This window comes from Pseudoalteromonas sp. XMcav1-K (assembly GCF_044005875.1).
Lineage (GTDB): Bacteria > Pseudomonadota > Gammaproteobacteria > Enterobacterales > Alteromonadaceae > Pseudoalteromonas > Pseudoalteromonas spongiae.
The window spans coordinates 97,280-122,145 of sequence record NZ_JBIPJE010000033.1 but is presented as its reverse complement, the minus strand read 5'-3'; the positions used below and the strand labels follow the sequence as shown (position 1 = coordinate 122,145).

At 40.5% G+C, this 24,866-nt stretch carries 23 protein-coding genes; 12 read left to right on the top strand and 11 right to left on the bottom strand.

The window, feature by feature from the left end; translation table 11 throughout:
- Positions 1–8: 8 nt before the first annotated feature.
- The gene (gene mrcB / locus ACHSBP_RS05730) at positions 9–2,321 is read right to left on the bottom strand and encodes a penicillin-binding protein 1B (RefSeq protein ID WP_395388320.1); all 2,313 of its coding nucleotides are present in this window, start codon (positions 2,319–2,321) and stop codon (positions 9–11) included.
- 210 nt (positions 2,322–2,531) lie between these two features.
- Here mrcB and ACHSBP_RS05725 point away from each other — a divergent pair, with 210 nt between their 5' ends.
- Positions 2,532–3,584 (top strand): aldo/keto reductase, encoded by a 1,053-nt coding sequence (locus ACHSBP_RS05725; protein ID WP_395388319.1) that lies wholly within the window; start codon positions 2,532–2,534, stop codon positions 3,582–3,584.
- Between the two features lie 17 nt (positions 3,585–3,601).
- Here ACHSBP_RS05725 and ACHSBP_RS05720 read toward each other — a convergent pair whose 3' ends face one another.
- Positions 3,602–4,297, bottom strand: coding sequence for a hypothetical protein (locus ACHSBP_RS05720; protein ID WP_395388318.1), 696 nt, complete (start codon positions 4,295–4,297; stop codon positions 3,602–3,604).
- Positions 4,298–4,428: 131 nt separating this feature from the next.
- Between ACHSBP_RS05720 and ACHSBP_RS05715 the strand changes: the two genes are divergently transcribed.
- On the top strand, positions 4,429–4,848 hold the full coding sequence (locus ACHSBP_RS05715; protein ID WP_395388317.1) for a DUF3429 domain-containing protein: 420 nt from the start codon (positions 4,429–4,431) through the stop codon (positions 4,846–4,848).
- Between the two features lie 12 nt (positions 4,849–4,860).
- Here the strand turns inward: ACHSBP_RS05715 and hrpB are convergent, their stop codons facing one another.
- The 4 genes from hrpB to ACHSBP_RS05695 form a co-directional block, all read right to left on the bottom strand.
- Positions 4,861–7,302: an ATP-dependent helicase HrpB gene (hrpB, locus tag ACHSBP_RS05710; protein WP_395388316.1), complete on the bottom strand. Its 2,442-nt coding sequence runs from the start codon at positions 7,300–7,302 to the stop codon at positions 4,861–4,863.
- 30 nt (positions 7,303–7,332) lie between these two features.
- Positions 7,333–8,541, bottom strand: coding sequence for an organoarsenical effux MFS transporter ArsJ (gene arsJ / locus ACHSBP_RS05705; RefSeq protein WP_395388315.1), 1,209 nt, complete (start codon positions 8,539–8,541; stop codon positions 7,333–7,335).
- 78 nt (positions 8,542–8,619) lie between these two features.
- Positions 8,620–9,618: an ArsJ-associated glyceraldehyde-3-phosphate dehydrogenase gene (locus tag ACHSBP_RS05700; protein ID WP_395388314.1), complete on the bottom strand. Its 999-nt coding sequence runs from the start codon at positions 9,616–9,618 to the stop codon at positions 8,620–8,622.
- A gap of 10 nt (positions 9,619–9,628) precedes the next feature.
- Positions 9,629–9,952 carry a helix-turn-helix transcriptional regulator gene (locus tag ACHSBP_RS05695; protein WP_105170511.1) on the bottom strand — a complete coding sequence of 108 codons (324 nt, stop codon included), beginning with the start codon at positions 9,950–9,952 and terminating at the stop codon, positions 9,629–9,631.
- A 42-nt stretch (positions 9,953–9,994) separates the two neighbouring features.
- Between ACHSBP_RS05695 and thpR the strand changes: the two genes are divergently transcribed.
- Complete coding sequence (gene thpR / locus ACHSBP_RS05690; protein WP_395388313.1) at positions 9,995–10,537, top strand: RNA 2',3'-cyclic phosphodiesterase; 543 nt, start codon at positions 9,995–9,997, stop codon at positions 10,535–10,537.
- Here thpR and ACHSBP_RS05685 read toward each other — a convergent pair.
- The 3 genes from ACHSBP_RS05685 to ACHSBP_RS05675 all read right to left on the bottom strand — a co-directional run bounded on the left by ACHSBP_RS05685 (position 10,534) and on the right by ACHSBP_RS05675 (position 13,330).
- Positions 10,534–11,631 (bottom strand): response regulator, encoded by a 1,098-nt coding sequence (locus ACHSBP_RS05685; protein WP_395388312.1) that lies wholly within the window; start codon positions 11,629–11,631, stop codon positions 10,534–10,536. The genes thpR and ACHSBP_RS05685 overlap by 4 nt on opposite strands.
- Positions 11,632–11,748: 117 nt before the next feature.
- On the bottom strand, positions 11,749–12,981 hold the full coding sequence (locus ACHSBP_RS05680; protein WP_010561814.1) for an ammonium transporter: 1,233 nt from the start codon (positions 12,979–12,981) through the stop codon (positions 11,749–11,751).
- A 10-nt stretch (positions 12,982–12,991) separates the two neighbouring features.
- A complete protein-coding gene (locus tag ACHSBP_RS05675) occupies positions 12,992–13,330 on the bottom strand; it encodes a P-II family nitrogen regulator (RefSeq protein WP_010561815.1) in 339 nt (112 codons plus the stop codon).
- A 295-nt stretch (positions 13,331–13,625) separates the two neighbouring features.
- Here ACHSBP_RS05675 and ACHSBP_RS05670 point away from each other — a divergent pair, with 295 nt between their 5' ends.
- The 4 genes from ACHSBP_RS05670 (at position 13,626) to ACHSBP_RS05655 (ending at position 17,325) form a co-directional block, all read left to right on the top strand.
- The gene (locus ACHSBP_RS05670) at positions 13,626–14,834 is read left to right on the top strand and encodes a sensor histidine kinase (protein ID WP_395388311.1); all 1,209 of its coding nucleotides are present in this window, start codon (positions 13,626–13,628) and stop codon (positions 14,832–14,834) included.
- Positions 14,835–14,852: 18 nt separating this feature from the next.
- The gene (locus tag ACHSBP_RS05665; protein WP_395388310.1) at positions 14,853–15,956 is read left to right on the top strand and encodes a histidine kinase; all 1,104 of its coding nucleotides are present in this window, start codon (positions 14,853–14,855) and stop codon (positions 15,954–15,956) included.
- A 102-nt stretch (positions 15,957–16,058) separates the two neighbouring features.
- Positions 16,059–16,613, top strand: coding sequence for a histidine kinase (locus tag ACHSBP_RS05660; protein ID WP_395388309.1), 555 nt, complete (start codon positions 16,059–16,061; stop codon positions 16,611–16,613).
- Positions 16,603–17,325, top strand: coding sequence for a LytTR family DNA-binding domain-containing protein (locus ACHSBP_RS05655; protein ID WP_010561819.1), 723 nt, complete (start codon positions 16,603–16,605; stop codon positions 17,323–17,325). The genes ACHSBP_RS05660 and ACHSBP_RS05655 overlap by 11 nt, the downstream gene beginning before the upstream one ends.
- Before the next feature lie 110 nt (positions 17,326–17,435).
- Here the strand turns inward: ACHSBP_RS05655 and ACHSBP_RS05650 are convergent, their stop codons facing one another.
- Together ACHSBP_RS05650 and ACHSBP_RS05645 are read right to left on the bottom strand one after the other, a co-directional pair.
- Positions 17,436–18,668 carry a diguanylate cyclase gene (locus ACHSBP_RS05650; RefSeq protein WP_395388308.1) on the bottom strand — a complete coding sequence of 411 codons (1,233 nt, stop codon included), beginning with the start codon at positions 18,666–18,668 and terminating at the stop codon, positions 17,436–17,438.
- A gap of 346 nt (positions 18,669–19,014) precedes the next feature.
- Positions 19,015–19,794: a DUF2189 domain-containing protein gene (locus ACHSBP_RS05645; RefSeq protein ID WP_010561821.1), complete on the bottom strand. Its 780-nt coding sequence runs from the start codon at positions 19,792–19,794 to the stop codon at positions 19,015–19,017.
- A gap of 321 nt (positions 19,795–20,115) precedes the next feature.
- Here ACHSBP_RS05645 and ACHSBP_RS05640 point away from each other — a divergent pair, with 321 nt between their 5' ends.
- The 5 genes from ACHSBP_RS05640 to serA all read left to right on the top strand — a co-directional run bounded on the left by ACHSBP_RS05640 (position 20,116) and on the right by serA (position 24,803).
- Positions 20,116–21,615, top strand: coding sequence for a S10 family peptidase (locus ACHSBP_RS05640; RefSeq protein ID WP_105170503.1), 1,500 nt, complete (start codon positions 20,116–20,118; stop codon positions 21,613–21,615).
- 96 nt (positions 21,616–21,711) lie between these two features.
- A complete protein-coding gene (locus tag ACHSBP_RS05635) occupies positions 21,712–22,236 on the top strand; it encodes a hypothetical protein (protein WP_395388307.1) in 525 nt (174 codons plus the stop codon).
- A 9-nt stretch (positions 22,237–22,245) separates the two neighbouring features.
- On the top strand, positions 22,246–22,833 hold the full coding sequence (locus ACHSBP_RS05630; protein WP_395388358.1) for a 5-formyltetrahydrofolate cyclo-ligase: 588 nt from the start codon (positions 22,246–22,248) through the stop codon (positions 22,831–22,833).
- Positions 22,834–22,901: 68 nt separating this feature from the next.
- A complete protein-coding gene (gene rpiA, locus ACHSBP_RS05625; protein ID WP_010561825.1) occupies positions 22,902–23,558 on the top strand; it encodes a ribose-5-phosphate isomerase RpiA in 657 nt (218 codons plus the stop codon).
- 15 nt (positions 23,559–23,573) lie between these two features.
- On the top strand, positions 23,574–24,803 hold the full coding sequence (gene serA / locus ACHSBP_RS05620) for a phosphoglycerate dehydrogenase (protein WP_010561826.1): 1,230 nt from the start codon (positions 23,574–23,576) through the stop codon (positions 24,801–24,803).
- The last annotated feature ends 63 nt before the right edge of the window (positions 24,804–24,866 follow it).

Here is a 24,866-nt window from a genome sequence, read left to right as displayed (position 1 = left end):
GATACGCGCTAGTGACAGCGCGGTCGTGAATTAAATAACTCTGCTGGTATTGGCAATTTAAGCACAGTGCCACACCCTGGCGGAGCTTGTCTGCCCGTTTCTGTATTAACAAATGCCCATTTAATTGACGGTGGCCTAGGTGTCGCGATTGACTCAGGATTAAGCTGTCGCAAATAACGAATATAAAGCTCTAAGGCACCAACGCTGCCAGTTAATTTAGTCGGTTTATTATCATCACGACCAACCCAAGTAACGGTTACCGTATTTTGGTCAAACCCGGCAAACCAGCTATCACGCAAGTTATTGGTTGAGCCCGTTTTACCCGCTAACTGAATGGTTGGGAAATGTAATTTTAAGCGTTTCGCGGTGCCTTCACGTGTTACCTTTTGCATTGCGTATTTAGTCATATAACTAGTCGCTGGAGAAAAGCGCGTTTCAGGCGTACTGTTATGCTGATAAATAAGTTCGCCCACAGCATTGGTAATTGCCGCCACTGACGTTAACTTGCGATAATCGCCATCAAACGCAATGGTTGAATACATTTGCGCAACATCAATCGGTGCGAGTTCCTGCGCACCTAACAGTAGTGAGGGGTACTGGTTAATTGACTCATCAACCCCTAATCGCTTAATTGACTCAGTTACAGCAGGTAAACCTAAATCTAGCCCAACCGCCACAGCTGGCATATTGATACTTTTACTAAAAGCTTGATAAAGCGGCATTTTTCCGCGGAATTTTTGGTCGAAATTAGACGGTGACCAAGTGTGTCCGGCTTCATCGCTAATCTCCATTGGCTCGTCATCAACTAAACTACCTAAGGTGTATTTACCCGATTCAAATGCCGTCATATAAATGGCTGGCTTAACCAATGAACCGATATTACGTTTGGTATCGAGCGCTCGGTTAAAACCATTAAAATCGCTATCGCGTGCACCTACCAACGCAGACACACCGCCGTATTTTACATTAACCGACAACATTGCCGCCTCAAGTTTAGAAGTCGATTTTAAACGCTCTAAATATGGCAACCCAGTTTCAAACGACTTTTCCATCGCCGCTTGTTTTTGTAAATCGAAATAAGTAAATACGCGTACACCTGCGTCAATTGTATCTTTTGAATTTAAAATTGTTTTCAGCTCGCGGCGAACTAAGTCCATATAGCCCGGGTGCTGATTAATATCAAAGCGTGATAGTGGTTCTATTTTGATATCGCGTGCTAACGCCAGTTTATAGCTCTTAGTCGAAATTAACCCATTCTCAACCATTAAGCGCAGCACCAAGTCGCGTCTTTCCATCGTGCGCTCTTTAAAACGTCTTGGATTATAAAAACTAGGCCCTTTAACCATCGCCACTAATAGCGCGACTTGGTCGTATTCAATTTCATTCAGCGGTTTACCAAAATAAAACTCACTGGCTAAACCAAAGCCGTGTACACCTTGCGAGCGCGACTGACCTAAATACACTTCGTTTAAGTACGCTTCTAAAATTTCGTCTTTGCTGTATCTAAAATCTAAAATCAGCGCAATTAATGCTTCATTGATTTTACGTGTTAGGGTGCGATCTCGGGTTAAATAAAAGTTTTTCGCTAACTGCTGAGTTAAAGTACTTCCCCCTTGCACTGTGCGACCTGCACGAATATTTGCCACCAAGGCACGTACAATAGACCAAACTGATACCCCATGGTGCTCGTAAAAATTGCGGTCTTCTACCAACAGCAAGGTATCTTGTACCACTTGCGGAATATGACTAAGTGGCACAAATTCGCGGTCTTGCTTGCTTTCGTTGGCAAGGCGTGCCAACTGTAATGGCTCTAATCGCGCCATTGATAAATTTGCCCCTTGCTCATCTTTAATTGCAGCAAGCTTTTTCGGGCCAAACACTAAATCGAACCCAACTTGATCTTCTGCCCCATCATAAAATTCAAAAGCACGACGATAAATACGAATAGTATTGCCTTTAATAACGTATTGACCGGTATTATTGATGCGATTAACTTCAGAATAATTAAGGCGTTGGAGTTCCCATACAACTTCATCTTTTGATAAGTATTGGCCGGGATAGAAGGTCATTGCGCGGGCATAAATTTGCGCTGGTAACTGCCACTTATTACCCTCAAATTTATGGCTAATTTTGCTATCTAAGTAGATTAAATAAAGTGCTAGTGCAACCAGCAAACCAACACCTAGCTTTAACGCGAGTATTGAAAAGCGTTTTAATTTGCTCGGTTTGGTTCTAGCTTGAGTGGCTTTTTTAGCGCGCGGCTTACGCGTTGTAGTTGTCTTTTTCGTTGCCGCTTTTGGCGTTTTCTTTTTATCTGTCATTGCACTTAGAATTGAGAAAAATCCTGTTTATCATACCGATTTTTGTATCGCATTTCATTGCCAATACCTATTAAAACCCCCATTATAATTGCCTGATGTTGTTGTTTGTATTTTAAATCAGCACGGCTGAGTATTGTTCTCATAAAAAAGCATCATATCGCAACGTCATATTTCACTAAATCTAATAATTTTAAGACCAGAAGGTTCGCTATGAAATACGCAAAATTAGGAAGTTCAAACATTGATGTTTCACGTATTTGTTTAGGCACCATGACCTGGGGTGTGCAAAACAATCAACTTGATGCCAATCAACAAATTGAGTTAGCTGCCGAGCACGGTATCAACTTTATGGATACAGCCGAAATGTACGCTGTACCACCAACACCCGAAACCTACGGTAAAACAGAAGAAATTATTGGTAACTACTTTGCCAAAAATAAACAAAAACGCGATAACTGGGTAGTTGCAACAAAGATAGCAGGCAATGGCCTGTCTTGGATCAGAAATGCTTCAGACATCACTGGACAAGCGGTAATCAATGCGGTTGATGCGTCATTAAAACGTCTACAAATCGACACCATTGATGTTTACCAACTGCATTGGCCTAACCGCACTTCTCCGCATTTTGCAAAACATAGACCGAACCAAATTAGTTTTACAAATGTTGATACTAAAGCTCATAAGGCGCAAATGTTAGATATTTTACAAGGGCTAGATCACTGCATTAAAGCAGGTAAGATTCGCCACTATGGCCTTTCAGATGATACGACCTGGGGTATTCATACGTTTATTGAATTAGCCAAGGCGCATAACTTGCCTCGCCCGGTGTCCATTCAAAATGAATTCAATTTACTGCACGCTAAAGATTGGCCTTATCTAATAGAGCACTGTGTACATGAAGAAATTGCTTATTTACCTTGGTCGCCGCTAGCAACTGGAGTGTTAAGTGGAAAATACCTAAACGATGCCAGACCACACGGTAGTCGCTGGACATTAATGCAGCGCAATGGGTTATTTAGAAATACCGAAATCGCACAGCAGGCGGTTGCTGAATATTGCCAGCTTGCGGCGAAATTAGGCATCACACCAAGCCAACTTGCACTGGCATGGTGCGATAAAGTTGATGGTGTAACTTCAACCATTATTGGTGCAACCACACAACAGCAGCTAGCCGAAAACATTGCCGCATTTGAACTTAACCTACCAGATGACTTTATGGCACAAGTAGATGCTATTTGGCGTAAATATCCACTGCCGTATTAGCGCGGAAAGTTAACATACTACCGCTTAAATAATGTGTGTACTAACTGCTTTAAGTTAATCGGCATAATCACAAATAAGGCAACACCCGATGAAAAATGCGGGTTTGCCTTACAATAAAATGCAATCTCTCGTTTTTCGCTGTTAAAAAACGCCTTTAAGTCATCATCACTGTAAGCACTACTACGTCCTGTTTCCACTAAACAGCGGGTACCTGTAAGTGAGCTAACAATGCCAGCCTTATTAAATGCGTCAAACAAATCGCGTTTATGATGCAAAAACTGTGGGCTAGGATACGTGATTGCAACGCGCTTACTAATAGCGCGATACATCGCAGGGCTTAACATGGTATCAGCATAGTAAATATCTTGCCAAGGATGCATTAGCCAATACTTAAACGCTTGTTGAATAGAAAACGATAAAGTATGACCACCTTGTCGAAATTCAGGATAAAAGCCAGCGGATGCTCTTAACAGCACTTTTTTATTCGCACGCTCAAACGTAAGTAAACAATAACCAACAATGTTTCCATCAGCAAAATAAAGCCTTAAAACACGTTTAAACGCCGCACTACAATTGAAGTATTTTTCAAAATATTCGTCACTGGAAATGCCGTTAAAACAAGCAGTAAAAATATCTTTGAGCGCTGAAATATGTGATGTATCTAACCAATTATTTGGCCAACTAAAATCTTGTGTCTGTTGAATAGCCCCCACTTAACCACCTTAAATAGAGCGATAACTCTAAACAGAATATCAGAGCCTGTTTATCTAAATCCATAATAAACTAAACAAATTTGATGATTCTCGCGTACAATCACTATCAATTGAAATCGTGAATTGTACTTATGTTAAAATATAGCAATCAAACACTATTAGGTTATCTTGGTCTTATTCCATTTTTATTATTAGTAGGTGCTCACTTTCTTTTTGAGCATGTTTTATTAAGCCAAGCATTTATGTTTTATAGCATTAGCATTATGAGTTTCGTTGCCGGTACATTATGGCACGAATCAAACAGTAACAAGCTAAATTGGCTAGTTGTATTACCAACAATTCCAACGCTAGCGCTCGCACTATTTGATTTAAAACTGGCCCTACTCTACCTAGGCGCATCGTATGTTTTTGTGTTGGCAGTGCAAAAACGTACCGAAACATGGGGTAAATTAAACCCAGATTACCAACGCATGCGTGAGCGTATTACGGGTGTAGTGTTGGTTTGTCATTTATTTTTTGCCGCACAACTGCACCATGGCGTGGCCCAGTAAAAAGCAGTGGGATTACATTCTGCTTTTTACTTTATTAGTTGCCTTAGCATTGGCCGGTTCGTCTGGCCAAAAATGCTTAGGGTAACGACCTTTCATTTCTTTTTGTACTTCTCGGTAACTCGACGCCCAAAACCCTGCTAAATCTTGCGTGATCTGAAGCGGACGCATTGCCGGTGACAGTAATTCGATGGCTAACGACAGCTCACCATTCGCAAGCTTAGGTGTGGTTGCGACGCCATACATTTCTTGCATTTTTACCGAGAGCTTTGCAGGGCCATCAACTTGGTAATGAATTTTTAGTTTTGAGCCAGTAGGCACAACTAATCGCTCGGGCAATAACTCATCTAATAACGTTTGTTGTTGCCAATCGAGCAATCCTTTAAGCGGCGCTAATAAGTCCAACTTTTTAAGTGCCGCCAAACTATTTACTTCATTCAAATAAGGCGAAAGCCACGTATCAAGATGATCAAATAAGTGCTGTTTTGATAACTGCGGAAATTCATTTGGTAAAAATTGATGGGCTAACGTTAAACGCACTATGTATTGCTCAACGTCAAACGTTAGGTTTAACAGCTGCCACCCTTTTCTTGCGATAATATGACACCAAGCAGCAGCTTTTTCATCACCACTAAGCGCTTTATTACTCGGTTTACGTGACAGTATCAGTTGCCCTAAACAATATTGTGTTTCGGCAATAAAACGCCCAACGCTCTCATCAAACTGTGCAACGTCTTTATTTTCAAATAAGTACGGCAACGCCCTTTCAACTTGTGTTAAGTCACACTTACACGCATTAAATACGTGTTGCCCTGTCGCACCGCCCATATCACCAATACACAATAGGTCATCATAAATTGGAAAGTCATCATAAAGCGTTGCGCCAGCGCCATTAGCCAAGCGCAATCCGTTACCGCGTTTTTGCGCAATGCGGTCGGGAAAAGCCAACGCCATTACAATCGATAAATATTCAAGAGGTAAATGATTAACCGCCGTTAATTTTAAGCGTTTAAGCCACAGGCTTAGTTCTTTATCAAAGTTTGGCAGCGGCGATTTAAGCTGAAAATTAAGCCCAGTTGCAAGGTCATTACTGCGATTAGCCTGACTGGTGAAAAGCGCAACCAGATACACCGCCAAATGATAAATACCGGTATAATCAGCTTCAAGCTGCTTTGCTTTTATCAGCATATGAGCAAAACGCAGCTCTGTACCATAACTCAACATTTGTTGACCTAATGAGGTAATCTTGCCATCAGCCGTGATAGCTTCAAGCATCAATAACAGACTTTTCGCCGCATCAATCTGTTTGATTGATGGCTTATCAAGTAACACCAAATCGTCAATTGACGTTCCCCAATTAGCGCACTCTAAAACAAGCTGACTAATATCGCTGCGCAATATTTCAGGTATGGCATGGCTTGCTCGTCGCTCGAAATGTTCTTTACTGCCTAAGCGATACACCACACCCGCTTCGATGCGCCCTGCACGACCCGCGCGTTGAATTGCAGACGACTTAGCCACATTAACAGTAAGTAATTGGCTAATACCATTTTTAACATTGTACTGGGTTATTTTCTCTTTACCTGAATCAACAACAATGCGAATTCCATCAATGGTTAAGCTGGTTTCTGCCACATTGGTGGTGAGTACTATTTTCCGTTGCCCTTCGGAGCATGGTTTAAGCGCCGCTTGCTGTGTTTTTTTGTCTTGCTTGCCAAACAGTGCGTATATTGTTGTATCTTGCGCGATGCTTTCTGTGTTTTTGGCTGCGATAAGCTCAGACTCTATCGCTTTTATTTCTTTTACGCCGGGTAAAAACACCAGTGCGCTACCGCTTTGTTCTGCCATTGCTTGAATGGTTAACGGCGCAACTTGCGCGAGCCAATCAGCTTCATTTTTAACTGCAGTGTAATGTTCAGCGATAGGAAATTGACGCCCTTTACTTTGCACCAGCGGTGCATCGAAGTGACAACTTAAACGTTCCCCATCAAGCGTTGCCGACATAATCAGTAATTTAAGATCATCACGATAAGCCATTTGCGCTTCAAATGAGAGTGCAAGTGCTGTTTCAGCTTGAATTGAACGTTCGTGAAATTCATCAAAAATCACCAAATCTACGCCGTCTAATTCAGGGTCATCTTGCAGCATACGTGTCAGCATGCCTTCAGTCACAATTTCTAAACGGGTGTGTTGGCTGGTAAAGTTTTCACCACGAATACGCAAACCGATTGTGTGCCCTAGCGGCTCATCTAAACAGTCGGCCAGAAAGCTTGCGATATTGCGTGCAGCAAGCCTACGTGGTTCTAACATAATAATACGTTTGAAGTGATTATCTTTAATTAGTTGCAGTGGCAACCAAGTTGATTTACCCGCCCCTGGTGGCGCTTGCAGCACCACGCGCTCATGTTGCGATAATCTAGAAACCAGAGTTTGATAAACACTTTCAATCGGCAGCAAAACAACTATCCATTCATTTTTTGCTGAATTTTAACTGTTTTGCGTTAACTTCGCAGTAATTGGAATGCAAATCGCCACAAATAATGCACTCGCGATTAAACATGCTGTTAATCCATATTGCTGAAACAATAATCCAGACAACACAGTGCCAAATAAACGCCCACAGGCATTTGCCATGTAATAAAGACCAACATCCATCGAGGCACCTTCATCACGGGCGTAATGCACAATCAAAAATGAGTGAATGGCAGAGTTAATAGCAAAAATTACGGCAAATAAAATTAGCCCAAGTATCGCTACATTAACCAGTGATAGGTCGCAATAAATCGCCACCAGCATAACTACCAAAACAGCCAACAATGCAAGCGCACTGAACACCGCTGACTGCGCATTGGCCTGTTTATTAAAAGCCTTAAATACTTTTGGCGTAGTTGATTGAAAAACCCCGTAAATAATCACCCACGACGCCATCATAGTACCTACCGCTGTACTCGACCATCCCGCTTGCATGGTTAAAAAAACAGGCAAGGCAACCACAAACCACACATCGCGACTGGCAAATAAAAAGCAACGCGCAAACGAGAGTAAGTTTACTTTTTTACTTGATGAAAATACTTGGCTAAACTTCGGTTTAAATGATTTGGCCTCTAAACTTTGCTTTAACTGAAAGGCAACCAATAAAGTAATTAACCCAAGTCCGGTAGCAAGTAAATACAAACTGTTTTGATAGCCAAATAGCGCCAGTAAAAAACCACCTAAAAAGAAACCACACCCTTTTAGTGTATTTTTCGACCCTGTAAGCAGTGCCACCCATTTAAACAGAGTGCTACTTTCATCGCTTGGCACAAGCTGTTTAATCGCTGTTTTGGCACTCATTTTATTGAGATCTTTCGCGATGCCCGATGCTGCTTGCAATATCATTACATAAACAACACTTAGCCACTGAGTTTGCGCCAGCAAAATCAGCGCGCTAATTTGCAGCAGCAAGCCACTAAACAAAGTGACTTTTAAACCAAAACGGGCGCCCAACCAGCCACCAAACAAATTGGTAACAATGCCAAAAAATTCGTAAAACAAAAATAGCATTGCCACTTCAATTGGCGAATAACCGAGTGTATGAAAATACAGCACCACCAGCATACGCAGTGCGCCATCAGTTAAGGTAAATCCCCAGTAAGCTAGGGTAATTTGTATGTAGTCTTTAATTCCCTGACTGACTGTGTTTGATGCTGCTAACATAATTTAAAACTACGTGAAGTGATAAACAAAGCCTAAACCAAGGCGTTGTAACACCTTGGTTTAGGGCGAAAAGGTAAGTTAATACGCGGCAATCATATTAACAATGTCATTCATACGTGAGACATAGTTAATTTCGTTATCGTACCAAGCTAATACTTTCACTAAATGCTTGTCGATTACTTGAGTCGACAAGCCATCAACAATGGCACTGTGCGTATCACCAACAAAATCAACCGAAACCAACGGGCGCATTTCAATATCTAAAATACCCTTTAATTCACCTGATTTAGCACGCTCAAATGCATTGTTAATCTCTTCAACACTGGTTGGTTTTTCAGTTTCAATTACTAAGTCTACCAAAGAGCCGCTTAACAGCGGTACGCGCACGGCTAAGCCATCAAGCTTGCCTTTCAGCTCAGGGAAAATCGTCATAATTGCTGTTGTTGAACCCGAGCTTGTTGGAATTAACGATTCACCACAAGCACGCGCACGACGTAAGTCTTTATGGGCTTTATCAACAATCGTTTGAGTATTGGTAATATCGTGAATGGTGGTCATTGAGCCACGTTTTATGCCGACTGTTTCTTTTAATACCTTTACGACAGGTGCAAGGCAGTTAGTTGTGCACGACGCTGCCGTAACCACTTTATGTTTATCAGCTTGGTATAAATCATGATTTACGCCATAGACCAAATTAATCGCACCTTCGTCTTTTACTGGGCAAGAAACAAGAACACGCGCTAACCCTTTATCTAACAAAGGTTGAAATAGCTCCGATTTACGGTAAAGCCCCGAACAGTCAATCAATAAGTCAATATTATCAACAGGTAGATCCGTTAACTTTGACTCATGCAATAAGCTAATTTTCTGCTCAGCGACATATAAATGGCTGTCATCTGCATGAATTTCATTGTCTTTAAAACGTCCTTGAACTGAGTCAAACGCTAGCAAGTGGGCAATCGCCTCGTTTGTTGCAGCGGGATCATTAATATAAACCAACTGATGGTTTGCCTCAGCTAACACGATACGTGCTAATAATTTACCCATACGACCGAAGCCATTAATCGCAATTTTCATAATAAACAGCCTAACAATTTGAAGGTTTGAAAGAAGTTAAATCACGTTGCACTTGGCAATCGCTATTTAGTGTGTCGAGTGTTAATTTCAATATCGCTAACAGCGGCTGGCTGAGCGATTCACTTAATTGATAATAACGCCATGTACCGCGAGTAACTGACTGCACAAGCCCAGACTTTTTTAAATAACTTAAATGGCGACTAACCGTACCTTGTGGCATATCTAAAACGGCAACAAGATCACAGACACATACCTCTTTATGCTCTAAAATAAGAGCCATAATTCGAAGGCGAGTCTGTTCACTGAGTGCTTTGTGAAATTGTGCTACAACCATAAATTCGCCTAAACATATATACGCATAAGCAAATATTAAAAGATGACAGATAAAAATCAAGAAAATAAACGGCTATTTTTTGGCTTAGATTTTAGCGAAGAAGATAAATCTAAAATATTCAATTGGTTAATATCAAAAGTTGAAAGCAAACGTAAGCCTATATTAAAAAGTAATTTGCACTTAACCTTAGCGTTTTTACCGAATGTGCCAATTAAAACACAAGAAGCTTTAATTGAATTTGCACGCTGTTTATCGGTTTCACCATTTAGCTTGAGCTTTGAAGAGACAAGCTTTTGGCAAAATAGTGGAATTTTTTATTTAAAACCAACAAGCCAACCCAACTCATTAACACAGCTTGCCAATACATTACGCGATGAAGGTGAAAAACTGCAACTTTACACTAACCCGTTTGCCTATCACCCGCACGTTACGCTAATACGAAACTGCAAACAGCCCCCGCAAATAATACGAAAAATCACGCCGTTTGACGTGACCTATAGTGAATTTAAACTCTTTCACTCGACGCGCATTAACAACCAGTTACGCTATATACCAATCGAAACATTTCCGCTACAAGCCGATTAAGATAATTGGCGTTTAAAATCTTTAATCACGTTATTTAAGCTATTGATAATATTTACATGACTATAAGCAAGCTCTTCAAACTTCATTAACGTGTCATCAGTTACTTCAGTTAACTTACTTTCTTCGTCGTTGGTGAGTTCTAGTTGGCTAAAAATTTCAAAAAACTTAAGTGATTGATGACTTTGAATTTGCTGGGTTTGTTCTGTAAAAAGCCCCATTTTTTGCTGTAAATCATCTAATTCAAACGCAATTTTTTTAAAATACAGTTGTTTTACGTATTCTTGATTAAGCATATTAACTTGATGATTTGCACATTCAATATAGGCCGCTACCACATCTAAAATTTGCCCTTTTCGTACTTCGTCTTCAGGCATATTTTTAATTAAAATACAGATATAACTGTCTTTGAAAAAATATCGACGCCCAGCGTTAATAATACGTTCGTCTTTTTGCATTACTAATTTAAAAAGATCTTCTTCCATACCACATGCACGTGCATAAGGACTATCCCAGTAGCTTATCTGACTATTTTCGCTATACGCTACCGATGCCGTGAGCTCTAAACTTTGTAAGTACGAAAAAATATGAACTAAAAACTCGTTGTAGTTAGTGCAAGAAAGGCAACCTTGAATCGCTCTTGCCGTATTACCCCACATAAAGGAATCTGACATCGCAGAAAATACTGCTGTGTTTGCCTGTTGCTCAGCCTCTTTTAGGGCATCAAATTCTTGCCGGTTAGCCAGTGCTTTTTTAATTTTGATTAATAATAAAGGGGGGATAAATGAACGCTTATCAATCCAGTCTGCGGCACCTGCATTGAATGCATTCATTTTGACATCAAGCTCTTCAGATGCGCTGAGAAAAATTATAATTGGGGTTTTACCTTGTTTTTTAACATGATGAATAAGCTCAACCCCATCGCCGTCGGGAAAGTAATAATCTAAAACAATGACACTAAATTGAGACTTATCGCACAAGGCTTTCGCTTGCTCCAAATTATACGCTTGCGACACTAAGTATTCATCGGTCAAACTTGAGGCAACAAGATCATTTAAACAAATATCGTCTTCCGCAATTAGTAAGTCTATTTTCATAGTTTAAACACGTTAATAGCACCAGTACTAAGCATAGAATAATATTACAAATAAAAAAGCCCAACGCCATTAGGCATTGGGCTTTCACATATTTACAACTTCAATCAAGCTAGCTGGTTAGATATTACCTCGTACGGTAACAAACTCAGGGTACGCATCTACACCACAATCGTGCTGGTCCATACCATTAATTTCTTCTTCTTCGCCAACCCGAATACCCATGGTTTTCTTAAGTACCGCCCAAACAATAAATGAGCTCACAAACACGAAGGCAAAGATTACTACTGCGCCAATTAACTGATTTACAAATGTCGCATCACTATTTGATAACGGCACTAGCATAAGGCCTAAGAAGCCGCATACTCCGTGAACTGAAATCGCACCCACTGGGTCATCGATTTTAGCTTTGTCTAATGCCACAATGCTGAACACAACTAAGCTGCCACCTAGCGCGCCACCTAGCACTGCAAGTAACGGGCTTGGCGATGCAGGTTCTGCAGTAATTACAACAAGACCTGCAAGTGCGCCATTCAATACCATAGTTAAATCAGCTTTACGCCATAACACTTTACAAAGTAATAGTGCTGAAATTGCGCCAGCAGCCGCTGCCGCATTCGTGTTCAGTAAGATTTGACTCACTGCTGTGGCATTTTCTTTATCTGATAGCAGCAATTGCGAACCACCATTAAAACCAAACCAACCCATCCAAAGAATAAATGTACCTAGTGTTGCAAGCGGCAAATTAGACCCCGGAATTGGGTAGATTTCACCATTTTTACCATACTTCCCTTTGCGTGCACCCAGTAATAATACACCGGCAAGCGCAGCCGCTGCTCCCGCCATATGTACGATACCTGAACCTGCAAAATCAACAAACCCCATCTCAGATAAGAAGCCACCGCCCCAAGTCCAGTAACCTTCTAATGGGTATATAAAACCAGTTAACACCACACAAAAAACAAGGAAAGACCATAACTTCATGCGCTCAGCAACTGCACCTGAAACAATCGACATTGCCGTTGCAACAAACACAACTTGGAAGAAAAAGTCTGATTGCAATGCATGATCAGCATCTGCCGCTTCAGTACCAATCAGCATGCCCAATGACGGTAAAAAACCACCCTCGGCATTATCAACATACATAATGTTGTAACCAACAATCAGATAAACCGTACATGCAATCGCGTAAAGCGCGACGTTTTTAGTTAAAATTTCAGTGGTGTTTTTAGAGCGTACTAGGCCCGCTTCTAACATTGCGAAACCCGCAGCCATCCACATTACTAAGATGCCAGACATTAAAAAGTAAAATGTGTCGAGCGCAAACTTTAATTCAACTACTGTGTTTTCCATGACATTCCCCTTAAATTGCCGCTTCGTCTAACTCGCCCGTACGAATACGAACAATTTGCTCTAGGTCATAGACAAAAATTTTGCCGTCACCGATTTTGCCGGTTTGTGCCACATTGGTAATCGCCTCAACCACGCGGTCAACATTGTCACTTTGCGTTGCAATTTCGACTTTAATTTTTGGAATAAAATCAACTTGGTACTCTGCGCCTCGATATAGCTCAGTGTGCCCGCGTTGACGTCCAAAACCTTTTACATCGACTACTGTCATGCCCTCAATGCCAAGATCTGACATCGCTTCTCTAACATCATCAAGCTTAAATGGCTTAATAATGGCGCTGATCATTTTCATAACGTGTACCTGTTGTTGTTTTTTATTTGTACTTACTAAATCCAACCTTTATGCCAATAATATTTTTTTATCTAATTCATAAAGTTATGTAATTTACAATGTGTTACAACAAAGTTAACGCACCACAAAGGTGCAGCAATAGTGGGTTTGTGAACGTTTTGGTGCAAAAAATGAAACAGCAAAAACTTGCTTTGGTGACCGTTTTTGACACAATATGCTATGTCTGAGTTAGCTGTTATGCTGAGCCGTACTAACTCAATGGAATAAAAAACAATAACAAAGGATATATAAGCAAATGGCTTATTGGGTTATCCAAGCTTTAATTGCTCTCATATTATTATTTTTCGGACTGTCAAATATCGACACCGACAAGGAAATGCATGGCCTTGCAAACACATTCGCGTATGCAGGTATACGCGCTTTAAGCTTCTTTCTTATTACTCACTTTTTGATTCGCGCCCCTATTAATTTCTTGCGCAACAAAGAAACCGGATTTATAAAAGTGCTCATCTGTGGTTTGGTCTTTGTTAGTGTTGGCTCATTTATTAGCAAGAGCATTCGCGATATAAGCAGAGATGTGTTTGTGCCTATTCATAACAAAATTACCTATTATCGAGCAAACCCTGATAAAGATCCGCTTAATCAGGTTAAAACAAACAGCGAAGTTGAAGAAAACACAGACACTCAAGATGAAACATCAGCAAATGCGACAGCTAAATCTGAATTTAAAAGAGGTTTTAAAGAAGGATTTAACCAAGCACAACTAAAAGCGCGAGAGGAACTTGAGAAAATTCATAGTGGAGACCAAGAAGCGATTGATCGTGCCTCTTCGAAACAATTAAAGTCTCAATTCGGTGCATTCCTTTTTTGGTTGTTTTGCTATCTACCGTTGTCAGCATTAAAACGTCGCTTCCAAGTTAAAACACAACTTAAGCAAAGTCAGATTGCATTACTAATGAGTCAGCTTAATCCGCATTTTTTGTTTAATTCATTAAACAGTATTCGCGGTATGATTTTCGAAGATAAACAGCTTGCTAAAGAGTTAATCGATAAACTAAATGAGCTTTTTCGCTACAACTTAACAGCAAATAAGCACCCTACGGTAAAATTAAAAGAAGAATTACGCATTTGTGAATTCTATCTTGATATTGAGCATATTCGCCTTGAAGAGCGCTTGTTAATTGAAATGCATGTAGATGAAACCTGCTTAAATATCAAAGTCCCCACTATGGGCATTCTTACATTAATTGAAAACTCAATTAAGCACGGTATTGCGCCAAGGCAAGATCAAAGCCTGCTGATTGTTGATATTGCTAAACAAAAAAACCAACTTGTGGTGACCGTAAGTAATCCAATTTACACAGGCACCTATAAAGTCGAAAGCACAGGTACAGGGCAAGAAAACCTAATTAAACGCTTACAGCTAATGTATAACGAAAACGCCTCGTTAAACGCTGAGTTTAAAGACGATAAATATATCGCATGTTTAACATTGCCAATTTAAAAAGGTCAAAATCCGGTTATGAATTTCAGTTACATTCGAAATACCAGTCCTAACTATTGGCGATACCAAGGGCCGATCTTATTTGTATCAGCCTTAGTAACTCTCTTAGGTGTCTGGGGGATTTTTCAAGAACCTGACGGCCAAGAAATACCCATATTTCAACTTGGTTGGTACGGTGCATTAGCTCTCAGCACTTACCAGCTCGTAATGATATTTGCGGCATTTCATATCGTGCTGCGCGGCATTTATAAACACTATAAAACCTATGCTAAAACTAAGTGGAAACTGTTTTTACTGCTATTAGCTAGTTCCACAATCACTTCATTAGTGATTATTGGTTTAGATTTTTTACCTATATTTCTCGCATTAGTTCCTTACTCTCTTGAAGAGTACTTAAACAGTATTATGCATTTGGATGGCTTAGGCGAGTCACTCGTAGCCTATGTTATTTATAATATTGTGTTTAATTTAGTGTGGGCATACTGTTACGTACTTGCAGCTAGTATTTCGAATTATAAGCAGCTCGCATTATTGCTTAAAAAGCAAAAACTACAAATTTTAACCAACCGTGTTAACCCTGAGTTTTTATTCGATACCATGGAAGCGATTAAGCATCAAATTGATATTGATGAAGAAAAAGCGGCAGATCTTGTGACCAAAGCATCGGACCTTTTTCGTTACAACTTGATGTCGAGTAAAACAGCCGATGCAAAGCTCAATGATGAACTGGCCAGTTTAGCCAATTACCTAGAGTTACTTGAAGAACAAAAGCGTGCGCCAAGTAGTTACAGCTTAAAGCTTCATGATGCTGAGATATCACCTAATATCCCAAGTATGTCGCTTATTTTTATCTGTTCGTTTTTACTCAACACTGCGCGTAACCGCAACGGCGAACTGACGATAGCAAGCTTCATAAAACACCAAAAATATCGTATCGAAATTGCGCATCAAAGCCACGGTAAGTTCTTTTTAGATACTGAACATTTCGATAATGTAAAAAGCCGTTTAGAGCACCAGTATAGTAACGATGCCAGCATCGTTTTAGTTAAAAGCGGCAAGCGAAGAAAAGTAGTGATTGAACTGCCAATTGACTGGCAACAACAGCTAGAAAAAACAGCCTAACCATTCATCTCACTTTTTTGCCGTTTATCATTTTAATTGGCGAGATAATTTTAAAATCGATAGACTCAGAATAGTCTGTCAAAAAAGAGACTTTCTTTTTATATGTTTGAAAAAAATGCGGAAGCACCATTAAATCCACACTTCTTGTTTAATAGCATGAATGCTATCCGCTATATGATTTTCGAAAATCAAGATTTAGCGAGCGACTTACTTGGCAAACTTGCCGAGTTAATTCGCTATCAACTAAACGACGGTGTAGGTAATACCAGCGTTAGCGACGACTTAACTCAATTAGCACACTTGCTTGATTTAGAAGCGCTGCGCCTTGAAGAACGAATTACAATAACAAAACAGTTCACTAAGCTTTCCAGCCCATATCCTTTAGCATGCTCTTTGCTACTTCCTATAGTTGAGTATGTATTCATAAAAAAAGATATTTACAGCGTTAGCCACAATGAACTACTTGTAAGCACCAGTGAAACTGGCGGTGCGCTTACTTTTACACTTAAATTAACGCAAACACCAAAAATAAAGTCAGGTGACTTGCCATTAAACGAGCTTATTGCGAAGCTCGGCCTTGGTAATGTTTGCAGTGCAACACAAACCTGTGATGCAACCACTTACACGATGGAGTTAACTTTTAACAATGAGTATTAGAATAATAATTGTTGATGACGAACGTCTTGCTCGCAGTGAATTAAAACGCCTACTATCAAAACATAGCCAAATTGAAATTGTCGATGAGGCTAAAAATGCCGAAGAAGCGAGTGAAAAAATCGCTGAGCACAAACCGGATGCAATCTTCTTAGATATTCATATGCCTGGCGCAACCGGTTTAGAGCTTGCAGAATCACTCGGTGATGACGTGAATATTATCTTCTGTACTGCTTACGACCAGTTTGCCGTAGAAGCGTTTTCGCTAAACGCGATGGACTATTTAGTAAAACCAGTAAACCCTGCTCGTTTAGCCGAAAGCATTGAAAAGTTAGAAAAACGTCTTGAACAAAGCGCATCGGCAAGTGGCCTACCGGATGATCACAAACTAATGGTGAAATACGGCGAAACTATGCGCATTATTGAGCTGAAAGAGATCATTCGTTTTGAGTCAATTGGTAACCACGCGGCGATTTATACACCGCACGGTAAAGCGTACTTACACAGCTCGCTTAATAAAATTGAAGCAAAATTAGACGAAAGACATTATTTCCGTGCCAGTCGCTCTGACATTATTCGTTTAGATGCAATTGAAAGTATGGAACAGGCGATTAGCTATGGCTTAACAGCGACGCTAAGCAATGGTCAAACGGTTGAAATCTCTCGCAGACAAGCAACCAAATTAAGACAGCTACTTGAGTTTACGCAGCTGTAAGATTTCAGATTTCAGATTTCAGATTTCAGATTTCAGATTTCAGATTTCAGCAATATTAAAAGCTAAGAGTGTCAGTAGAGCACTCTTAGCTTACTCTTTAAAGGTTGGCTTTATTGGTGGATCACCACCTGATTTCGGCCACCACCTTTCGCATCATAAAGTGCCACATCAGCGCGATTAATTAGCTCTGTCAGTTCTTCATCTTGCTGCAATTGAGCAACACCCGCACTGATAGACAAGCTAATAAACTGACCCGCCGCTTCAACTTGCATATTCGCGAGTGAAAAACGCAATTCATCAAGTTTTTCAAATGCTGCATCCTGATCTTCACCTCTAAACAGCACCGCAAATTCTTCCCCGCCGAGACGTGCCATCAGTGCATCACCAAATTGCTCTGTTAACTTATTTGATAAAAAGCTCAAGACTTCATCGCCCGCTTGGTGTCCGTAACTATCATTTATTTGCTTGAAGTGATCGATATCAATGACGGCAATACTTAATAACGGTTGCTCTGCAATGATTTTCTCTGACGTTTGATAGAAGTAACGACGGTTATAAAGCCCTGTTAGATAATCTTTGTTCGCCGAATCTTTAATGGTCTCTATTAGGTTAAGCTGTTCCATTGTCATCATTACACGACAATGAAACTCTTCTGGTGCGAAAGGCTTTGTTAAAAAGTCATTCGCGCCATGCTTAATAAACTTGGCAGATAAACTATGATTGCCAGAACCTGAAATACCAATAATACCTAAACTATCACGCCCTCGTTTTGAGCGAATACTTTTAACTAATTCAAAACCATCTTTTTTCGGCATCGCAAAGTCGGTGAGTAGCAACTTAATGCTCTCATCAGCTAGTAGCTTTTGATACGCTTGCTCACCATCTTCGGCTTCCTCAACATGGTACAACAAGCGCTCTAAGTTTTGACGCATCATAGTACGGCTAGTTTGCGAATCGTCGGCAATTAATACTTTAGTTCCTTGGTTACCTAATAGTTGCCCCAACTGCTTTACTGCATAGATATATGAATCGCGATTTTCTTTTAGTACGTAATCCACCACACCCATTTCCAGCATTTGCTGACGCTTGAACTCATCAATACTGCCAGTTAAAACAAGTGTTGGAATACCACAACGTAAAGTCAGTGTGGCTACTTCACCGTTACTCGCATCAGGTAAGTTCAAATCCACCAGCGCTAGGGTATACTTATTATTTTTGATAAGTCCTGCCGACTCTCTCAGCGATGCGGCAAAATCAACGGGAACAGATAAATACTGCGCGACTAGATGGCGCAACACTTGCTGCACCATTTTACTATCTTCAACGATTAGAATTCGTTGCATAGTTACACTCCAACTAAGCTTTTGTTACCTGCACGCAGGCTTGTTATTGTGCTCCCGTTATACCACATAACCATGAAAAAAAGGGAAACAAACGTTCCCCTTTTTTTAAAATATACTAGGGCCAGCTGATCTTTTCAGTGCTATTTTTGTTCTCTCTGAGCGTATGTTTATTGCGACGCTCGATGAGTTACTCAGAAATCTAAGCGAAAATCGCTCAACGCTTAATTAGCTTTTTACGGTGTTATCGGCTGACTCACATAGCATATCTATGCCACGGAGCCTCAGCCTTGCATAAAACTCAATCAAACAGCTGCAAAAACGAACGTGAAAAGATAACCGCCCCTTATTACTCGTAACCGCGAGGGCCTTTGTGTTTTATGATGGCGATATAACCATGCCAGCTTGCATAGCTAAGCAGCGGCATTATTACAATAAACCCTGTTGCGCCAGTCAAAAAGCCTAATGCCACCAAAGCAACAATGCAAAATGCCCAAACAATCATGGCACCAATATTTTCTTTTACTGCATGTATCGATGACACCACAGCAGTCATAATATCCACTCGGCGCTCCATCATGATTTGCGGTGTAAACGCAGAAATAGCAAATACACTACCGAGCATAACGGCACCAATTAACGACCCTAAGGTTAAAAACGCCGAGAGCTCGTCAAATGTTGGATTAACACTATTTGGGTATAACGCATGCACCAGTGCCGCTAAACGCATCCAAATAATCATAATCACCATTAACAGTACCGCAAAACCCCACTCGCCAACTGGGTTTCGAAACATTGACCTTAAACTATGACTTAGTGTGGGTTTGTGCTGCTTTTCCAGTTCCCACGCAATATCGTATAAGCCAACAGCAAAAGCTGGCCCAATTAGGGCAAATGCCACGGTGGCGGGTAAAATAACGAGATGGGTACCTGATTGATAGACAAAATATAAAATCGCGACAGGGATAATACTAAACACAACACCATAAAATAGGCTTAAAATTGGCGCACTCGCCATATCTTTAAAACCAAGGGCAAGCCAATGCAGAGGGGCAAATAGTCCAACCTTATTGCACTCTAAACATCTGGCAAAAGTCGCATGCTTATCTGCTACTGGAGTTTGAGGCATAACTTTCTCCTTAATTGAATCAGTTAGCGGTGACAATATCGCTCATAGTTACTGTACGTATCGATACAAACAATGGGTTTGTTTTTTTGCTTTAACCATTTAATAGCGTTTTAAATACAATGCTTGTTACGCAGTAAAAACGACTTACATGTAAAAAGTCAAAGTGCATCATTGTTTTATATACGTCATTAATCAGTATAGGGTAGATTTAGTAATTCAACGAAAAAATGCCTATATTGGTCTCACTCTCTTTGACCGCACAAGCAAAAATTAAGTAGTCTGCTTGCTAACCTAATCCACATGTTTAACAACAGGGCCAACATGAAAAAGCTTATTCAGTTAGTCGTTTTTTCAGCGCTTGTGATATCAAACCAATCACAAGCCACTGATAGAAAAATAACAATCGATAGTAAACAAACCTCTAATCACCAAGTAAAAATCTTAGGTAACAAGGTTAAGTACAGTGCAACAATTGGCACGCAACCGGTATGGGATGAGCAAGGTAACGCGATTGCCAGTTTGCATTACACGTATTATCAAAAGTCAGGTGTGAAAGACTATGGCAAACGCCCATTACTTATTTCGTTTAATGGTGGACCTGGTTCGGCTTCGGTTTGGATGCACCTTGCTTACACAGGCCCTAAAATCTTAAATATTGATGACGAAGGCTATCCAGTTCAGCCTTATGGCGTTAAAAGTAACCCTTACTCTGTGCTTGATGTCGCTGATATTGTCTACGTTAATCCAGTAAACACAGGTTACTCTCGTGTTCTTGAAAATGACAAAGGTGAATTGCCAAGTAAAGATAAACAAAAAGAGTTATTTTTTGGTGTTAATGCCGATATTAAATACCTAGCTGATTGGATTAATACCTTTGTAACACGTAACAACCGCTGGTTATCACCAAAATTTCTAATTGGTGAAAGTTACGGTACAACACGTGTTTCTGGTCTTGCACTTGAATTGCAAAATCGCCAATGGATGTACCTAAATGGCGTAATCTTAGTATCACCTACTGAAATTGGGATTAAACGCGAAGGCCCAGTTGAAGCCGCTAATCGCATTCCTTACTTTGCCGCAACGGCTTGGTATCACAACAAGTTAGATGCTAAATACCAGAACATGCCACTAACAACGTTTTTAGCCGAAGTTGAAGACTTTACAATCAATAAAGCGATCCCTGCAATTAGCAAAGGTGGCTTTATTAATATTGATGAAAAACAACAAATTGCCGCAACCATCGCTAAATACACGGCTCTGAGCGAAACCTTTGTACTACGCAATAATCTTGATATTCCTAATGCCGCGTTTTGGAAAGAATTGCTGCGCGAAGATGGCTTTACTGTGGGTCGTTTAGATTCTCGTTATAAAGGTATCGATAAGCGTGATGCTGGCAGTCGCCCTGATTATTGGGCTGAACTAACCTCATGGTTGCACTCATTTACACCAGCAATTAATTACTACCTACAACAAGAGCTCGGCTACAAAACAGATCTAAAATACAACATGTTTGGTTCGGTTCACCCGTGGGACCGCAGCAATAATAAAACTGGCGAGAATCTGCGCTTGGCAATGGCGCAAAACCCCTATTTGAATGTAATGGTGCAATCTGGTTATTTTGATGGCGCAACAAATTACTTTGATGCCAAGTACACTATGTGGCAACTTGATCCGAGCGGCAAAATGCGTGAACGCTTAAGCTTTAAAGGCTACGAAAGCGGGCACATGATGTACCTTCGCCGCGCTGATTTAGAAACATCAAACCAAGATGTACGCGAGTTTATTTTAAACTCCTTGCCTTCAGGTCCAGCTAAGTACTAATCACATTAAAAAGCAGCAGTTCTTGCTGCTTTTTAACTTTGCAAAAAAGCTTTTAACAACTATATACTTAGCAAAACAATTAATTTTGCTAAGTATATGAGCTATCGCATTCAATTCGCCCAATTAAGTAACAATGTCACCACTGAACAGGCGAAAACAATCTTAACAACAAAATTAAAACTGTCTGATGCAAAAGCTACACAGTTTCTTGCGGGCAAGCTCATTTTTAGTCCTATCTCGCAAGATAAAGCAATAAAACAGCAAAAAACCTTCTCTGCGCTCGGCATTAAAGTCAAAATAGTCAATGCAAACAAAGCGCAAACACAAGAACCTGAGCACGATGTCGACCAGCGCATTTTGGCTGCGCTTGACTATATAACCACATCAATTATTCGCCTTGAAGAAAAAGTCGATGACTTAGCTCGCCTGCAACAAGAACAAAATGGCGAAATGGACTTAGAGCTCGAAAATAACAGTTGGGGCGAAGAGCTTGAGTTTGATGAAACCGCTGAATCAAATAACAAACCAAAAAATATCAATTGGTTGTTCTTTGCTTTAATTGCCATTTTGCTGTCTTTACTTGGTGTAATTGTCGCATTTCCTAATCTACTGCCCTTTTAATAGTTAAATATTGCTATGGAACGTCAAAATATTCGCAAGTTAATGCGAGAACGTCGCGCTCAACTTTCAGAAATTGAACAACTTGAAGCCGCGAAAAAAATTAACGTGAACATTTTTCAACACTTTAAAAACGCCAGTATACGCCGAGTTGGGATCTACTTATCAAACGATAGCGAAATTGATACCTCATTGATAATTGAGGAATTATGGCGTAAAAGCATCGAAGTTTACCTGCCTGTACTACACCCCTTTTGCCACGGTTACTTACTCTTTCAAAGGTATGAGAAAAATTCACCCATGACGCCAAATCGCTATGGTATCTTGGAACCCAAGTTAAATTGTAGTCAGGTTTGTTTGGTTGAAGACTTAGATGTGCTTTGCACACCACTTGTCGCTTTTGACCAACAAGGTAACCGCCTTGGTATGGGTGGCGGCTATTATGATCGTACGCTCGCTAAATATTATCGCGAACAACGCACCAAGCCCGAAATTATCGGCCTTGCCCATGATTGCCAACACATTGACCAATTACCGATTGAAAGTTGGGATGTACCACTTAAAACCATAGTAACGCCAAAAAAGTGTTATTTATGGTAAGCATGTAAGGTGCAACTAGGTATAATACTTACAACTCTAAAATCCGTTCAAACATTAGGCCTTTACCTATGACTCAAGATGAAATGAAAAAAGCAGCTGCATGGGCAGCACTGGAATACGTTGAAAAAGACAGCATCGTTGGTGTTGGCACAGGTTCAACGGTTAACCACTTTATTGATGCACTTGCGAGCATTAAAGATGACATTCGCGGTGCCGTTTCAAGTTCAGAAGCCTCAACTGAAAAGCTAAAAGCACTCGGTATTGAGATTTTCGAATTGAACGATGTTGATAGTTTAAGTGTGTATGTTGATGGCGCAGATGAAATCAACTCACTTAACGAAATGATCAAAGGTGGCGGTGCTGCGTTAACACGTGAAAAAATCGTGGCAGCAGTTGCTAAACAGTTTGTTTGTATTGTTGATGAAACAAAGCTTGTTGATGTACTTGGCAACTTCCCATTACCGGTTGAAGTGATTCCAATGGCACGCAGCTATGTAGCACGAGAATTAGTACACCTTGGTGGTGACCCAGTTTATCGCGAAGGCGTTATCACAGATAACGGTAATGTCATTTTAGACGTGCACAATATGCATATCGACAACGCCAAACAAACTGAACAAAAAATAAATCAAATTGTTGGTGTAGTGACCAATGGTTTATTTGCCGAGCGCGGCGCAAACACAGTGATTGTAGGTACACCACAAGGACCTAAAACGCTGAAGTAATATTTAGGAAAGGTTATGAGCAAGGTATCGTTAGCAAAAGACAAAATTAAAATTTTACTGCTTGAAGGCGTGCACCAAAGTGCCGTTGAAACACTTAAGCGTAATGGTTACACCAATATTGATTATGTTAAAACGTCCTTGCCTGAGCCTGAACTGATTGAGCGTTTACGCGACGCACATTTCGTTGGTATTCGCTCACGTACTCACTTAACTGAAGCTGTACTTGAACAAGCAGATAAACTGGTTGCTATCGGCTGTTTTTGCATTGGTACCAATCAAGTATCACTAGATGCAGCGCAGAAATTTGGCATTCCAGTATTCAATGCTCCGTTCTCAAATACACGTTCAGTAGCTGAACTAGTACTCGGTGAAATTCTACTGCTATTACGCGGTATTCCTGAGAAAAACGCCAAAGCACATCGCGGTGAATGGCAAAAATCAGCTGCAGGTTCATTTGAAGCACGTGGTAAAACCTTAGGTATTATTGGTTACGGCCATATTGGTACGCAGCTAAGTATTATGGCTGAAAACATCGGCATGAAAGTACAGTTCTTCGATATTGAAGATAAGCTGGTACTTGGTAATGCGACGCAAGTACAAAATTTAACGCAGTTATTACAAACATCCGATGTAATTAGCCTACACGTACCTGAAACAGCGCAAACCAAAAACCTAATTGGTGCTGCAGAACTAGAAGTTATGAAGCAGGGCGCCATTTTAATCAACGCGTCACGCGGTACGGTAGTGGACATTGATGCGCTTGCCAGCAGCTTGCAAGAAAAGAAAATCGCCGGGGCAGCTATTGATGTATTCCCAGTTGAGCCAAAAGGTAACGACGAAGAATTTGTTTCACCACTGCGCGAATTTGATAACGTGATTCTAACGCCACACATTGGTGGTTCAACCCAAGAAGCGCAAGAAAACATTGGTGTTGAAGTAGCAGGTAAACTCGCCAAGTACTCAGACAACGGTTCAACGGTATCGGCTGTTAACTTCCCTGAAGTATCGTTGCCAGAGCTGGCTAATCGCAGCCGCCTATTGCACATTCACCACAACCAACCGGGTGTACTAACGCAAATTAACCAAGCGTTTACCCAACACGGTATTAATATCGCAGCGCAATACCTGCAAACAAACGAAACCATTGGTTACGTAGTAATTGATGTAGAAACAGATCATTCAGAAGTGGCATTAAAAGAGCTACGCGCCATCGACGGTACGATTCGCGCACGTATTCTTCACTAATAACCACGTCAAAACAGCATAAAAAAAGCAGCGTTACGCTGCTTTTTTTATAGCTAATTCATA

What these genes read in the sequence shown, in the direction of transcription:
- ACHSBP_RS05725 (WP_395388319.1), top strand. Translation starts at nt 2,532, where the DNA reads ATGAAATACGCAAAATTAGGAAGTTCAAACATTGATGTTTCACGTATT.
- serA (WP_010561826.1), top strand. Translation starts at nt 23,574, where the DNA reads ATGAGCAAGGTATCGTTAGCAAAAGACAAAATTAAAATTTTACTGCTT.
- ACHSBP_RS05665 (WP_395388310.1), top strand. Translation starts at nt 14,853, where the DNA reads ATGAATTTCAGTTACATTCGAAATACCAGTCCTAACTATTGGCGATAC.
- ACHSBP_RS05640 (WP_105170503.1), top strand. Translation starts at nt 20,116, where the DNA reads ATGAAAAAGCTTATTCAGTTAGTCGTTTTTTCAGCGCTTGTGATATCA.
- ACHSBP_RS05685 (WP_395388312.1), bottom strand. Translation starts at nt 11,631, where the DNA reads ATGAAAATAGACTTACTAATTGCGGAAGACGATATTTGTTTAAATGAT.
- ACHSBP_RS05645 (WP_010561821.1), bottom strand. Translation starts at nt 19,794, where the DNA reads ATGCCTCAAACTCCAGTAGCAGATAAGCATGCGACTTTTGCCAGATGT.
- ACHSBP_RS05680 (WP_010561814.1), bottom strand. Translation starts at nt 12,981, where the DNA reads ATGGAAAACACAGTAGTTGAATTAAAGTTTGCGCTCGACACATTTTAC.
- ACHSBP_RS05715 (WP_395388317.1), top strand. Translation starts at nt 4,429, where the DNA reads ATGTTAAAATATAGCAATCAAACACTATTAGGTTATCTTGGTCTTATT.
- ACHSBP_RS05700 (WP_395388314.1), bottom strand. Translation starts at nt 9,618, where the DNA reads ATGAAAATTGCGATTAATGGCTTCGGTCGTATGGGTAAATTATTAGCA.
- ACHSBP_RS05660 (WP_395388309.1), top strand. Translation starts at nt 16,059, where the DNA reads ATGTTTGAAAAAAATGCGGAAGCACCATTAAATCCACACTTCTTGTTT.
- ACHSBP_RS05635 (WP_395388307.1), top strand. Translation starts at nt 21,712, where the DNA reads ATGAGCTATCGCATTCAATTCGCCCAATTAAGTAACAATGTCACCACT.
- ACHSBP_RS05650 (WP_395388308.1), bottom strand. Translation starts at nt 18,668, where the DNA reads ATGCAACGAATTCTAATCGTTGAAGATAGTAAAATGGTGCAGCAAGTG.
- thpR (WP_395388313.1), top strand. Translation starts at nt 9,995, where the DNA reads ATGACAGATAAAAATCAAGAAAATAAACGGCTATTTTTTGGCTTAGAT.
- ACHSBP_RS05695 (WP_105170511.1), bottom strand. Translation starts at nt 9,952, where the DNA reads ATGGTTGTAGCACAATTTCACAAAGCACTCAGTGAACAGACTCGCCTT.
- rpiA (WP_010561825.1), top strand. Translation starts at nt 22,902, where the DNA reads ATGACTCAAGATGAAATGAAAAAAGCAGCTGCATGGGCAGCACTGGAA.
- ACHSBP_RS05675 (WP_010561815.1), bottom strand. Translation starts at nt 13,330, where the DNA reads ATGAAAATGATCAGCGCCATTATTAAGCCATTTAAGCTTGATGATGTT.
- ACHSBP_RS05655 (WP_010561819.1), top strand. Translation starts at nt 16,603, where the DNA reads ATGAGTATTAGAATAATAATTGTTGATGACGAACGTCTTGCTCGCAGT.
- mrcB (WP_395388320.1), bottom strand. Translation starts at nt 2,321, where the DNA reads ATGACAGATAAAAAGAAAACGCCAAAAGCGGCAACGAAAAAGACAACT.
- ACHSBP_RS05670 (WP_395388311.1), top strand. Translation starts at nt 13,626, where the DNA reads ATGGCTTATTGGGTTATCCAAGCTTTAATTGCTCTCATATTATTATTT.
- arsJ (WP_395388315.1), bottom strand. Translation starts at nt 8,541, where the DNA reads ATGTTAGCAGCATCAAACACAGTCAGTCAGGGAATTAAAGACTACATA.